Below are 14488 nucleotides of genomic sequence, written 5' to 3'. Positions count from 1 at the left end.
CTGTATATTGTAGATACCTTTTTCGTATTTTAATAGTTAATCGCTTTAATTCTTCCTTTATTTTAAAAATTAAATCTGTCTAAATATTTCTTATTTTATATACATTTTTTGATAAATTAATAAAGCCATAATATATTTAATATATCAATCACAGCATAGGACTGAAATTATAAATAAATTATGGCTATTCAATACATTTAATTTTAAAATCTTATATTTTCTTGTCTAATTATTTTTTTATTATATTACCCATTTTCTTATAAAGTGGTAATGTTGCTAAAGATATTATTACAGCTTTTAATACATTAAAGGGAGCTATAATCCAAATTACAAAAGTGAATAAATCATGAACTTGGGGATTTATAGCTGAACCTAGTCCTATTATAGCATTTAATCCCATAAATTGACCATAAAGTGGCATCATTACAAAATAGTTTACTAATGAACCAATTATAGTCATAGCTACTGTACCTAACACAAAACCAATTAACACACCTTTTAAATCTTTACTTCTCTTATATGAATAACAAAGTATCATTACATAAGAACCACCAATTAATATATTTGCAAATTCTCCTATCCCTCCAGTTGTTGTTGCTGTTATTGCTTGTAACACATTTTTTACTACAACTATTCCAAATCCAACTAATGGTCCTAAGGACATTCCTCCAAATATTGCGGGAATATCTGATAGGTCAATTTTTAAGAAATCCGGAAATATACCTGGTATCGGTGCTTGAATAAACATTAATAAATAAGATATTGCAGATAAGATTGACATTACTACTAAAGTTCTTGTTGAAATCATATTATTTTTTTTTGCTGTGTTTTGCATAATTATTATCCTCCTAATCAATATATTTATATTTTTTAGGAAAAACAAAAAACTCGAAGACCCCATCTTCGAGTTTTTATGGATATAGTTTAAACAAACTAAAATAAACTTATTTATATTCCATAAATATCTTCTCCCATCCAGACTTTACTGTCGGCTTTGGAATCTCACCAAATCAACTACATAAGTAGTTCGCGGGCTATACCGCCGGTAGGGAATTTCACCCTGCCCCGAAGATCTTCTTTGATTTTTAATTTTCCTTACATCCTCATATTAGTTAATTTTTTAATAATTGTCAAGTTATTTTTTCTCATACACTACTTTACCATTTATTATAGTGTAAAGTACATTACTTTGAATTTCTAGTGGCGAATTATCCCAAATTACTATATCTGCATCTTTACCAACTTCTATAGAACCTACTCTATCTTCTATACCTAAAACCTTAGCTGGATTTATTGTAATTGATTCTATTGCTTTTTCTTCTTTCATACCATGTTTTACTGCTATACCTGCACATATAGGAAGATATTGAACTGGTATTACTGGGTGGTCTGTCATTATGCATACATCTAGACCTGCATTTGAAAGTATCCCAGCAGTATTAAATGTCAGATTTCTAAGTTCAAATTTAGACCTTTCTGATAAAGATGGACCTACTATCACAGGAAATCCTTCTTCCAACAATTCATCTACAATAAGATGACCTTCTGTACAATGGTCTAATGTAAGTTTTAAATTAAATTCTTTTGCAATTCTCATTGCTGTAAAAATATCATCAGCTCTATGAGCGTGTGCCTTGAAAGGAATTTCTCTCCTCAGCACAGGTATTAAACTTTCCATTTTTATATCATATTCAGGTTTTTCACAGTCTTCGTCATCATGACTTTCATACATATCAATATCTTCTAGATATTCTTCTGCTTTTTTTATGTTTTCTCTAAGTAAGGCTGCTATAGCCATTCTAGTTTGAGGAGATTTATCATCCTGACCATAACAGCTCTTTGGATTTTCTCCAAAAGCTATTTTAGATGCAACTGGATTTTTTATTACCATTTTATCAATTCTTTTTCCATACGTTTTTATAGCTATACATTGCCCACCCATAACATTTGCACTTCCAGGAGTTGTACAGACAGAAGTTATGCCACCTTCAAAGGCTTCTTTAAATGTTCTATCCATTGGATTAATTCCATCTATAGGATTTAATTGTGGTGTTATTGGGTCAGTCTCTTCATTTCCATCGGCTCCCTCAAACCCTATACCATCTTCCCATAAACCTAAATGAGTATGAGCATCTATAAATCCAGGAAACACAAGTTTATTACTAGCATCTATTACCTCCACATCTAAAGGCGCTATCAAATCTTCTCCAATTTCTATTATTTTTCCTTCATCTATAAGGATGTCTCCATGAATTATCCCATTTGTTATGGTGTTTATTTTACCATTTTTTATAAAAATCATTCATTTTCCTCCTGATTTTCAAGACTATTGTACTTCTTTTTAACATTATTTCCTTACAACACACTTTTAAAATTTTTTAATATTTGTACCTTCTATGAATTTCATTTGCAGACATAGAGTTCAAGCATTATAATCATATATAAACTTATCTATTTTTTCATTGATAAAGCTACTCTTTTTTTGTTTAAGTCAATTCCAATCACTTTTACATCTACTATATCACCTACTGTAACAATACTCATAGGGTCTTTTACAAAACTATTACTCATTTCTGATTTATGAACTAATCCGTCATTTTTTATTCCAATATCTACAAATGCACCGAAATCTACAACATTTCTTATTGTACCTTTTAAAGTCATACCTTCCTGTATATCTTCAATTTTTAAGACATCAGTTCTCAGTATAGGTTTTATACCTTCTTCTCTTGGGTCTCTTCCTGGCTTCTTGATTTCAGCTATGATATCTTTTAATGTAACTTGCCCTACTTCCAGTTTTTCACTTAAGTCTTTCAAACCAATCTCTTTTATTTTTTCATCTATTTCTTCTATATTTTTATTCTTTACATCATCTAAAGAATATCCAATTATCTCAATCATTTTTTTACATATCTCATAACTTTCAGGATGCACACCTGTATTATCTAGTGGATTTTTGCCCTCTAAGATTCTCATAAATCCAGCACATTGAGTAAATGCTTGAGGTCCTAGTCTTTTTACCTTTTTCAATTGTGCTCTTGATGTAAAATCTCCATTTTCTTCTCTATATGCTATTATATTTTTTGCAATAGCCTTACTTATTCCTGCAACATGTTCTAGTAGAGAGTATGATGCTGTATTTAAATCTACTCCAACACTATTTACAGAATCTTCAACAACTCCATCTAGTACTTCTTCTAATCTCTTTTTGTTTAAATCATGCTGATATTGACCCACGCCAATACTTTTAGGGTCTATTTTTACAAGCTCTGCCAATGGGTCTTGTAATCTTCTAGCTATAGATATAGCTCCTCTTATTGATACATTTATATCTGGATGTTCTTCATTTGCAAGTTCAGATGCTGAATAAACAGATGCTCCAGCTTCACTAACTATAACATATTGCACCTCTCTATCTATATCTTTTATCATTTCTGATACAAAAGTCTCCGATTCTCTGGATGCAGTTCCATTCCCAATTGAAATTATATCTATATCGTATTTTTCAATCAATCCTTTTAAAACTTTCTTTGCTCCTTCTACATCATTTTGAGGGTCTGTTGGATATACGGTTGTATAATCTAGTAGTTTACCATTTTTATCTACTACAGCTATTTTACATCCAGTTCTAAATGCAGGGTCAAATCCCATAACCACTTTGTCTTTAACTGGCGGTTGAAGTAATAAACTTTTAACATTCTTTCCAAATACACTTATAGCTCTTTCTTGAGCTATTTCTGTTAAATGATTTCTTATTTCTCTTTCTATAGATGGAAAAATTAATCTTTTATAAGAATCTTCTATTGAATTTACAATTTCTTCTTTATTTTTGAAATTTTTATCATTTACATATTCATTTATTATGTAATTTAAAACTTTATCATTATTTATTTCTAACTTAACCTTTAAGAAATTTTCTTTTTCTCCTCTGTTTATTGCCAAAACTCTATGTGGAGCCATGCTTTTTACTGCTTCACTATAGTCATAATACATATCATAAACCGATTTCTCATCAGTAGAACTTTTACTAACTATCATTCCTTCTCTTAAAGCCAATTCTCTTATATATTTTCTAATCTTAGCATCATCTGAAACTAATTCTGCAATTATATCTCTAGCACCTTTTAACGCATCTTCAACAGAAAAAACTTCTTTCTCTTCATCTATATAGCTATTTGCCTCTATTTCTATACTATCCAAATTATTCTCTAGTATTGACAATGCTAGATTTTCTAATCCTTTTTCTTTTGCTATTGTTGCTCTAGTTCTTTTCTTTTGCTTATATGGAGCATATATATCTTCTACTTCTTGTAGTGTCTTTGCTTTTTCTATATTTTTGCTTATTTCATCAGTTAATTTACCTTGTTCATCTATTAGCCTAACTACATCATCCTTTCTACTTTGAAGGTTTCTCAAATACATCAATTTTTCATAGAATTCTCTTAGTGTAACATCACTCATTTCGCCAGTCATTTCTTTTCTGTATCTAGCTATAAACGGTATTGTATTCCCTTCATCAATAAGCTTTAATGTATTATTTATTTGTTCATCTCTAAGATTAAATTCTTTTTTTAATATTTGATTTATATCCAATTTATTCACTCCTAATGTTAGTTTTTTCATAAGTATAACAAAACAGAACGAAGGCTGAGGGTTGTCGTCCTCAGCCTAAGTGCTGTAAGTGCATAGTAAGCACTAACCTTCTTATACATATATCTTAATTACAGTGCATATTTATTAAACTGTTTTATTCATTTTTAAGTATTCATTAATAAACAAGTCTATATTTCCATTCATTACACTATCTACATTTCCAAACTCAGCATTTGTCCTATGGTCTTTAACCAACTTATATGGTTGAAAAACATATGACCTAATTTGGCTACCCCAAGTTATTTGTGAGTATTTTCCTTGTATATCTTCTATTTTTTCCTTTTGTTCTAACTCTTTTAATTCTATCAATTTTGCCATTAAAAGTCTCATAGCTCTATCCTTATTTAGATGTTGAGACCTTTCATTTTGACACTGGACTACTACACCTGTAGGAATATGTGTTATTCTAACTGCTGAATCAGTCGTATTTACATGTTGACCTCCAGCTCCAGATGCTCTATATGTGTCTATCTTTAAATCTGATGGATTAATTTCTACTTCTATATTCTCATCTAGCTCTGGTGTTACATCTATAGATGCAAATGAGGTATGTCTTTTTCCTGATGGGTCAAATGGAGATATTCTTACCAGCCTATGAACTCCTTTTTCACTCTTTAAATACCCATAAGCATTTGTTCCTTCTACAAGAATTGTAGCTGTCTTTATTCCCGCTTCAGGGTCTGATATTATATCTAATAGCTTAACTTTATATCCCTTACTTTCTGACCATCTTATATACATTCTCAAAAGCATCTGAGCCCAATCTTGAGCATCCAAACCACCAGTACCAGCGTTTATAGATAATATAGCATTATTTTTATCATACTCTCCATTTAAAAGAGTTTTTATTTTCATTTCAGATAATTTTTCTTCTATTGATTCTATAGACTTTTCTATATCTCTTTCTACAGAATCATCCTCTTCTTCTAGACCTATTTCAATCAATACTTCTATATCTTCTAATAAGTTTTTTAAGCTTTCATATTCTTCTAGTGTCTCTTTTAAAGATTTATTTTCTTGAAGTACTCTTTGAGCGACTTCATTATCGTCCCAAAAGTCTTGTTTATTCATCTTTTCTTCATTAATTTGTATCTCTTCCATCAATGAAGCTATGTCAAAGAGAAACCCTCAATTCTTCTAAATTTGAAGCTATCTGCTCCATACTATGTCTGTACTCTTGTAACTTTAACATTTAATCCTCCAAGATTATCTTCCACAACAGTTTTTATATTTTTTACCACTTCCACAAGGACATAAGTCATTTCTTCCAACTTTTTCATCTTTTTTAACAGTTTTACTTGTTGGAAGTGTTCCATCTGATGGAGAAGATAGATTTTCAACATCTACAACAGCTTTTCTTTCCACTGGAGTTTCTATTGTTATATTGAATAAATACCTTACAGTATCTTCCTTGATATGTTTATTCATTTCATCAAACATATCAAAACCTTCCATTTTATAAGCAATAACTGGGTCTTGTTGACCTATAGCACGAAGACCAATACCTTGACGCAATTGGTCCATAGCATCTATATGGTCTATCCAATGGTTATCAACAGCTTGAAGTAAGATTACTCTCTCAACCTCTCTCATTCTCTCATAGCCAACTTGTTCTTCTTTTGAAGTATATATCTTCATAGCTATTTCATAAACTTTTTCCGTTATTTCAACTGGATTAAGTTTTTCTATTTCTGGTATTTCTATACTACCTTTTGGTAAGAACAGATTATACATATGTTCTTTGAATCCTTCTTCATCAAATCCTTTATCTTGTGTATAAAGAGTAACTGCCTCTTCTATTATAGAATGAGTCATTGATTGTATTTGTTCTTGTAAATCTTCACCCTCTAATACACGTTTTCTTTCTGCATATATTATTTCTCTTTGTTTATTCATAACATCATCGTATTGAAGTACATGCTTTCTTATACCAAAGTTTTTGCCTTCGACTTTCTTTTGTGCTCCTTCAATAGATTTAGATAATATTCTATGTTCTATTGGCATATCTTCTTCAAGACCTATTTTATCTACAATTCCAGATATTCTATCACTTCCAAACAATCTCATAAGGTCATCATCAAGACCTATATAGAATCTTGAACTACCTGGGTCACCTTGACGACCAGCACGACCTCTCAACTGGTTATCTATTCTTCGAGATTCGTGTCTCTCTGTACCAATTATAGCAAGTCCACCTGCTTCTACAACTTTTTTTTGTTCTTCTTGTGTTTGTTGTTTAAACTTTTCAAATAGTTTTTCATACTCTGCTCTAGCTTCAAATAGAGTTTCATTCCCTTTTACAGGTATCCCTTCTATTGGAGTATCTACTCTATTTACTATTTCTTCTTTAAATCCATTTCTTCTCATTTCTCTCTTAGTTAAGAAATCTGGGTTTCCACCTAGAACTATATCTGTACCACGACCAGCCATATTAGTAGCTATCGTAACAGCTCCAAGTCTACCAGCTTGTGCTATTATTTCTGCCTCTTTATCATGATGCTTAGCATTTAACACTTCATGTTTTATGCCTTTTTTCTTTAGTATTTGTGATAATAATTCTGACTTTTCTATTGATACTGTACCTACAAGTATTGGTTGATTTACCTTATGTCTTTCAATTATTTCTTGAGCCACAGCATTAAACTTACCTATTTCACTTTTGTATACACAGTCTGGTAAGTCTTCCCTTATCATAAGTTTATTGGTAGGTACTTGAAAAACATCCATTTTATAGATTGCTTTAAACTCTTCTTCTTCTGTTTTTGCTGTACCAGTCATACCAGAAAGTTTTTTGTACATTCTAAAGTAGTTTTGGAATGTTACAGTAGCTAGTGTTTTAGACTCTCTTTGTATTTTAAGACCTTCTTTAGCTTCTATTGCTTGATGTAAACCTTCTGAATATCTTCTACCAAACATAAGTCTACCTGTGAACTCATCTACTATTACTATTTCTCCATCTTTAGCAACATAATCAACATCTTTCTTCATTATTACATGTGCCCTTAAAGCCTGATTTATATGATGATATAACTCTGTATGAGATATATCTGTTATATTATCAACATTAAAATATACTTCTGCTTTTTGTATACCTGATGCTGTTAGAGATACAGCCTTATCTTTTTCTTCTAATTCATAATCATCTGGTTTTAAAGTTAAAACAAATGTATTTGCATCTGAATATAAATGAGTTGATTTGTCTCCTGGTCCAGATATGATAAGCGGTGTTCTAGCCTCATCTATTAGTATAGAGTCAACCTCATCCACTATGGCATAATTTAATCCTCTTTGAACTCTTTGCTCTTTGTGTATTACCATATTGTCCTTTAAGTAGTCAAATCCATACTCATTATTTGTACCATAAGTTATATCACAATCATATTGTTCTTTTCTAACTTTTGGGTTTTGACCATGTATAATAACACCTACACTCATTCCTAAAAACTCATAGATTTTTGCCATTTGGTCTCTATCACGTTTTGCAAGGTAATCATTTACTGTTACAACATGTACACCTTTTCCAGTAAGCGCATTCAAATAAACAGGAGCAGTTGCAACCAAGGTTTTACCTTCACCTGTTTTCATCTCGGCTATTCTTCCTTGATGTAGCACTATACCTCCAATCATTTGAACTCTGTAGTGTCTAAGTCCTAACACTCTCTTAGAAACTTCTCTAACTACTGCAAAAGCTTCTGGAAGTATATCATCTATACTTTCACCATTTGCTAATCTCTCTTTAAATATATTTGTCATATTTTTAAGTTCCGAGTCTGCCATAGATTCAAACTTAGGTTCTAATGAATCTATTATATCAACAGTTTTATTGAACTTTTTTAATTCTTTTTTATCTGCCATGTTGAATAAATTATCCATAAAGCTCATATTTTACATCTCTCCTCGTTCTTTATTGTACTATTATTCATTTTACCATAAAAACTATACTTTTAATATTAATTTAAAAAGCTATCGATAATTTATTTATCGATAGCTAATATGATTAAATCTAAATTGCTTTATTCATGTTCTATTATACCATATCCACCATTATTACGCTTATAAACTACTGCTATTTCATCTGAATCTATATTCTTAAACATATAAAAATCATGTCCTATTAACTCCATCTGTAATACAGCTTCCTCTTCGCTCATTGGCTTAACACTAAATTTTTTACGTCTTTGAATTACTAACTCTTGATTTTCATCCCCATAATCCTCTTGCTCGTCAGCTAGATTTATCTCTGCGTCTTGGAATCTTATACTCTTGTTGTCTTTATGTTTATCTTGTAGTCTCTTTTTATATTTTTTTAATTGTTTACTTAATTTATCATATACAACATCTATGGCTGTGTATAAATTTTCCTGCATATCTTCTGCTCTAATTATAGGTCCATTTACAGTAGCTATTGTTACTTCTATTTTTTGTCTTGCTTTTCTAGCACTTACTGTAACTTTTACATCAGTGTCTGGATGAATGTAATTATCTAACTTGCTTAGTTTGCTTTCAATTTTATTTTTTATTGCATCAGTTAATTCGATTTGTTTTCCAGATATAATTATGTTCATAAGTACATCTCCCTTCAATTATGCCAGTATAAGAAAATTTATACTTTAATAATATATTCTACACGAACTCTCATAATCCTCTTTTCATTATTTACTTTTATGATTTTTTCTATTCAATTGATAGAATTATTTATCATTTTTAGTTATCTTAATACTCATGTGGATTAATATTATTACAAATACCTGTGGATAATGTGGATAAAACTGTTAATAACTCTTGTTTTTGTTTATTTAAAGCTATTTTTACTACTATTTCTATCCACAAAAATCTCCATTAATTGTTTATTAATATGTGAATTCATGTCATAAGATGGTAATTTTAGGAAATTATATGTATTATATGCCATTTAATCTTTATAATTTTTTACAAATATAAACCCTCTAAAACCTCCATATTCTATCTCTTCTTTCATTATTTATATTTAAGACTCTAAAAAGTCGTAAAGCATACTAAACAATAATTTCATATTTAATACCTATTAACATTCATATACCCAAATTATAATTAACTCACACTCTTTATTTAGACCAAGTATTTCATATTACTATCTTGAAATTATATTTACGAGTTGTTTAAGCTTTTGTCTATCTATATCTTCAAAAGGACTGTTATTCATTCTAATAGCTGTACCAAAGTGAAAATTACTTGCTTTAGTTGAGTCTTTTATCTTTTCTATATTATCTAAATTAAGCCCTCCACCTAAAAGAATTTTTATGTGATTAGAACTAAACATCATATCCTTTATTATTTGTATATTATCAACTATACTTCCCTTCCCCCCTGATGTTAGTATATTTGTAATCTTATCATAATCCTTCAAAATTTTAACACTATCCGTTGTATTTGATTCATCTATAGCTCTATGAAATGTAACATCAAGATTATCACAACATCTTAATAAAATATTTAGATTTTTTTCATCTATTTTATTGTTTTTATCTAATACACCAAATACAACTCCATTAGCACCAATCTCTTTAATCACACTTATATCTTTTTGCATTATACTTATATCTTCTTTACTGTATACAAAACTTTTCGCATGATGTCTTATCATTACGTTCACAGGTATCTTTACACTGTTAACAACCCTTTCTATAAGACCAAAACTTGGTGTCAACCCACCTTCAGTTAAAGCACTAACTAGCTCTATTCTATCTGCACCACAATCTTCTATAATTTTAGCGTCTTCTACTGACATTCCTATTATCTCTAACATAACTACTCCTTTGCCAATTCATATATTGCATTTGCAAATATCTTTGCATTTAATATTATATCTTCTATATCCATGTATTCATCAGGATTATGAGCTATTCCTTTTTGTCCTGGAAATGAAGGTCCAAATGGAACTATATTTGGCATTACTTTTGCATATGTACCTCCATTAGTCGTTACTGGAGTTCCATCTAATGATGTGACCCTTTCATAAGCTAGCTGAAGTTTTTTAATGAGATTACTATCTTTATCAAAATACACAGGATTAAAATTAGAAATTACCTCTATCTCTATATTATCTGGAAAGCTAGATTTTATTTCATCTAACACATCTTTTAGTTTATAGCTAAAATCGTACTTTACCTTTATATCCAATATAATATCATTATTTTCTTTATTTAAATCTTTATATGTAACAAGCACATTTTCTGACATACTTTCTATAAAACCTAAAAATGTATCTTCTTCATAATTGTTTTTACTTTTTATTCTAATCTTTGCCATACCTTTTTCACCATATACAACAGGATACTTACAATCCGGTGTAAAACCCATAACAGGAGCTTTTTCTTTTTTTAAATAATATGGTATATCTTCAAATCCACTTTCTTCATTTGTACCAAATATTATCCTAACTTTTTTATCTAATTTTAAATTTAATTCTTTAATAGCATATAATCCATATAAAGCAGAAATTATAGGTCCTTTATTATCCAGTACTCCTCTTCCATAAATTCTTCCATTAGTTTCTTCTCCCTTATAGGGCTTATACTTCCAACCTTCTCCTTCATGTACAACATCCACATGCCCAATTACACAAACATAATCTTCGCTATCTCCATGTTCTGCATAACCAATATAATTATCCAAATTTCTAATCTTAAACCCCAATTTTTCTGATATTTCTAATGCTTTATTAAGTGCTTCCCCTATTTTTTCGCCAAAAGGGAAGCCATCTTCTGACTCCCCTTTGACACTAGGTATTTTTACAATATCTATAATATCACTTAATAAATCTTCTTTTAATTCATCTATTTTATTACTTATGATATTCATAAAAATCTCCTCATTATAAAACTCTATTCTAATTATGTAACTACTACTTTATTCACTTACTTCTATTGGTGCTTTTATTCTAGCTTCATATGCTTCCATCCACTCATTTGATATAACCTTATGTATAGTTTTTCCATTTACTCTATTTGAAATATATACAGTAGGGGACTCTTCTCTAGTTACTACTGAAAAAGTAAAATCAGCTATATTTGTAGCTACTCCCCATTCACCCTTATTATTCATGGCAACTAATGATAAATCACCAGCTTTTCCTCTTCTTTTGATAAGTTGTTTATCAAGTTCATTTACTGCTATATCACACGCTTCTTGTGGATGTTTTCCTTCTTTCATAAGTCTAACTATCTCATAAGATATACATCCCTTCATTAAATCTTCTCCCAAACCAGTAGCTGTAGCTCCTCCTATATTACTATCAACATAGAATCCTGAACCAGATAGTGCAGAATCTCCTATTCTACCTCTCTTCTTCATAAATAATCCACTTGTTGATGTAGCTACACACATCTTTCCATTTTTGTCTAAAGATATCATACCAACAGTATCATGACCAGCATATGGGCTTAATCCTTTGTCTAAAGTTTCTTGTTTTCTCTTTTTATAATGTAACTTTGCTCTATCAGTCAACATATTTTTTCTTTCAAATCCATTTTTATGAGCATACTCTTCAGCACCTATTCCAACTAAGAAGTTATTTACCTTCTCATAACTTAACTTCCTAGCTATACTGACAGGATTAGAATAATCTTTTATACCAGCAACTGCTCCAATATCTAACGTGTTACCATCCATAAATGCAGCATCAAGTTCTACCTCGCAGTTTTCATTTGGAAGTCCACCATATCCAACCGATTTATAGAATGGATAATCTTCAACTCTTCTTACAGCAAGCTCCACAGCATCACCTGCTTCCATGCCTTTTTCTAAATGTTCTGATGCCTCAGTTATTCCTTCTAGGGCCATTCTCCATGTCGCTATCATTCCCCACATGTTAAAATTCCCCTCCTTAAATTGTATAGATTTTAATAATGTATATTTATCATAAACAGTATAAACATTCAAACTTGTTAATATTTAATACTCAAATCAATAACAAAAGTCTTCTTTCATCAAAGTTATATCTTCTTTATTTGCCATTGCTTTCGCTAATTTACATATGTTATTTAATGAGTCGTTAAGACCAATTCCACCTTTTTTTGGAGTCTTAACTATACATATATCGTTTTTATATTCGTTTATCACATCTACATTTTCTTCTGACATAGCTGCAAAAGCTGGTATGTCTGCCTTATCATTTATATTTTTAGATATTATCGCTGACATCTTAGAAAAATTTTCATAATTAAAACTTGGTCCACAGATTACTACATCAGGGTTTAATTTTTTTACCATAGCTATCATTTTGTTTGTTACTTCTTCTTCATTATTTACAAAAAATTCATCTCCACAAAATAATGTCGCTATTACCTTAGATTCCTTTAAAAATGGTTCCATCATTACACCTGGTCCTAATGGGCTTGATTTTCCAGCAGGAGGTATGTTACTTTTCTCTTTTCCTCCAGCCCCAGCTTGTATTTGGTCCAATATCATAACTATTTTCTTCATAATCTTCCCCCTATAGTACTAAATCATCAAAAGATATATCATCATCTTCCTCTTCAACATTTGATTTTTCTTCTTTCAAATATTGTTTATCTAGCATTTTTATAAATGGTATATACATAAATATTCCTAGTATAAGAAGTACTAATTGTAAAACTGCACCTTGCCATCCTGTTGTTAGAAAACCAGAGAATATAATTGGAGTCGTCCACGGTAGCTGAACTCCATTTGTAAGTGGTACTAATCCTGTTGACATGCAGAAATAAGCTATTATTATATTTACTGTTGGAACTAATGCAAACGGTATCAATAGTATTGGGTTAAGCATTATTGGTAGACCAAATATCAATGGCTCATTTATACCAAATATGCCTGGTAAAATTGACAACTTTCCTATTGACTTTATACGTTTACTTTTACATATTAATAACATAGCTATAATTAATGATAATGTACTACCTGCTCCACCAAATGTTGCAAACATGTCTTGAAATTGAGCAGTTATTATATTCGGTAGTTTTGTACCAGCTTGAAAAGCAGCTAAATTTTCAGCTGATAGAATTTTTAATATAGGATTATACACAGCCCCAACAACACTACTTCCATTTATTCCAAAGAACCAGAATAGATGTAAGAATACGTAAGCTATTGCTGTAGCACTTAAAGTATTTCCTAATTTTAATAATGGTATTTGTAAAAACTTAAATATAAATTCATGTATACTTCCATATGGCGTAGCTTCAAAAGCTATCTTAACTAAAAAGAAAACTATCATAACTATTGCACTTGGTATTAATGCTGCAAATGATTTTGATACAGTTGGAGGAACTCCATCTGGCATTTTCAGTGTCCATCCTTTTTTTACAACTGCACCAAATAATCTTACAGAAGTTATTGCTGTTATCATACCTACAAACATTCCCTTAGAACCCATCCATCCTAGTGGTATACCTGTTACCATGTATACTGATTCTGTTCCTTCTGGTGTATATGGTATTACAAATGGTGTTACTATAAAAAAAGCAACTATTGCAACTGCTGCTGATGCTATTGGGTCTACATCTATTTGCTTTGCATAAGAATATCCAATTCCTAAAACTGCAAGTAAAGTCATTACTTCAAATGTTGCTACAGTTGGTTGTTGCAATTTTACAGCCCAATCTGGACCAAAAATTTGACCTACAAATTCATTCCAGCCTTTTATAGGAAAATTTGCTACTAATAAAAATAATGAACCTATTATCAATAATGGTGATGATACTAAAAAACCATCTCTAATTGCAATTAATAATTTATTTTTACCTATTTTTTCAGCCAATGGCATAAGTATTCTTTCCAATCTATTCATCTATCCACCCTCATCTCTCATTATTTT

11 protein-coding genes and 1 riboswitch are annotated in these 14488 nt (G+C 30.4%); all 11 genes read right to left on the bottom strand.

What is annotated here, in order from left to right; genetic code table 11:
- Positions 1–229: 229 nt before the first annotated feature.
- A complete protein-coding gene (locus JJC02_01300; GenBank protein ID UDN54865.1) occupies positions 230–835 on the bottom strand; it encodes an ECF transporter S component in 606 nt (201 codons plus the stop codon).
- 124 nt (positions 836–959) lie between these two features.
- A riboswitch (FMN riboswitch) is annotated at positions 960–1077 on the bottom strand.
- 58 nt (positions 1078–1135) lie between these two features.
- Positions 1136–2302, bottom strand: coding sequence for an amidohydrolase (locus JJC02_01295; GenBank protein ID UDN54864.1), 1167 nt, complete (start codon positions 2300–2302; stop codon positions 1136–1138).
- A gap of 149 nt (positions 2303–2451) precedes the next feature.
- Entirely contained in the window at positions 2452–4593 is a 2142-nt protein-coding gene (locus JJC02_01290; GenBank protein ID UDN54863.1) for an RNA-binding transcriptional accessory protein, read from the bottom strand.
- 144 nt (positions 4594–4737) lie between these two features.
- Positions 4738–5845, bottom strand: a protein-coding gene (gene prfB, locus JJC02_01285; GenBank protein ID UDN54862.1) for a peptide chain release factor 2 whose coding sequence is annotated in 2 segments (ribosomal slippage) — positions 4738–5769 and positions 5771–5845 — 1107 coding nt in all. Because the reading frame shifts where the segments join, the coding sequence is not laid out codon by codon here.
- Positions 5846–5859: 14 nt separating this feature from the next.
- Positions 5860–8535 carry a preprotein translocase subunit SecA gene (gene secA / locus JJC02_01280; GenBank protein ID UDN54861.1) on the bottom strand — a complete coding sequence of 892 codons (2676 nt, stop codon included), beginning with the start codon at positions 8533–8535 and terminating at the stop codon, positions 5860–5862.
- Between the two features lie 131 nt (positions 8536–8666).
- Positions 8667–9218: a ribosome-associated translation inhibitor RaiA gene (gene raiA, locus JJC02_01275; GenBank protein UDN54860.1), complete on the bottom strand. Its 552-nt coding sequence runs from the start codon at positions 9216–9218 to the stop codon at positions 8667–8669.
- Between the two features lie 545 nt (positions 9219–9763).
- Positions 9764–10438: a copper homeostasis protein CutC gene (locus JJC02_01270; protein UDN54859.1), complete on the bottom strand. Its 675-nt coding sequence runs from the start codon at positions 10436–10438 to the stop codon at positions 9764–9766.
- Positions 10439–10440: 2 nt separating this feature from the next.
- Positions 10441–11493 (bottom strand): Sapep family Mn(2+)-dependent dipeptidase, encoded by a 1053-nt coding sequence (locus JJC02_01265; protein ID UDN54858.1) that lies wholly within the window; start codon positions 11491–11493, stop codon positions 10441–10443.
- Between the two features lie 48 nt (positions 11494–11541).
- The gene (locus tag JJC02_01260) at positions 11542–12501 is read right to left on the bottom strand and encodes a N(4)-(beta-N-acetylglucosaminyl)-L-asparaginase (protein ID UDN54857.1); all 960 of its coding nucleotides are present in this window, start codon (positions 12499–12501) and stop codon (positions 11542–11544) included.
- A gap of 96 nt (positions 12502–12597) precedes the next feature.
- Complete coding sequence (locus tag JJC02_01255) at positions 12598–13116, bottom strand: glycine/betaine/sarcosine/D-proline family reductase selenoprotein B (protein ID UDN54856.1); 519 nt, start codon at positions 13114–13116, stop codon at positions 12598–12600.
- Positions 13117–13126: 10 nt separating this feature from the next.
- A complete protein-coding gene (celB, locus tag JJC02_01250; GenBank protein ID UDN54855.1) occupies positions 13127–14461 on the bottom strand; it encodes a PTS cellobiose transporter subunit IIC in 1335 nt (444 codons plus the stop codon).
- Positions 14462–14488: the final 27 nt, after the last annotated feature.

Source organism: Clostridioides sp. ES-S-0054-01, assembly GCA_021561035.1.
In the GTDB taxonomy this organism is placed as follows: Bacteria; Bacillota; Clostridia; order Peptostreptococcales; family Peptostreptococcaceae; genus Clostridioides.
Note: the sequence above shows the minus strand (reverse complement) of the source record. Positions and strands in the feature narration are given on the sequence as shown.

Bases quoted from the DNA above. Each gene is read 5' to 3' on its own strand.
- JJC02_01255 (UDN54856.1), bottom strand. From the start codon at position 13,116: ATGAAGAAAATAGTTATGATATTGGACCAAATACAAGCTGGGGCTGGA.
- secA (UDN54861.1), bottom strand. From the start codon at position 8,535: ATGAGCTTTATGGATAATTTATTCAACATGGCAGATAAAAAAGAATTA.
- JJC02_01265 (UDN54858.1), bottom strand. From the start codon at position 11,493: ATGAATATCATAAGTAATAAAATAGATGAATTAAAAGAAGATTTATTA.
- JJC02_01300 (UDN54865.1), bottom strand. From the start codon at position 835: ATGCAAAACACAGCAAAAAAAAATAATATGATTTCAACAAGAACTTTA.
- JJC02_01270 (UDN54859.1), bottom strand. From the start codon at position 10,438: ATGTTAGAGATAATAGGAATGTCAGTAGAAGACGCTAAAATTATAGAA.
- celB (UDN54855.1), bottom strand. From the start codon at position 14,461: ATGAATAGATTGGAAAGAATACTTATGCCATTGGCTGAAAAAATAGGT.
- JJC02_01260 (UDN54857.1), bottom strand. From the start codon at position 12,501: ATGTGGGGAATGATAGCGACATGGAGAATGGCCCTAGAAGGAATAACT.
- JJC02_01295 (UDN54864.1), bottom strand. From the start codon at position 2,302: ATGATTTTTATAAAAAATGGTAAAATAAACACCATAACAAATGGGATA.
- raiA (UDN54860.1), bottom strand. From the start codon at position 9,218: ATGAACATAATTATATCTGGAAAACAAATCGAATTAACTGATGCAATA.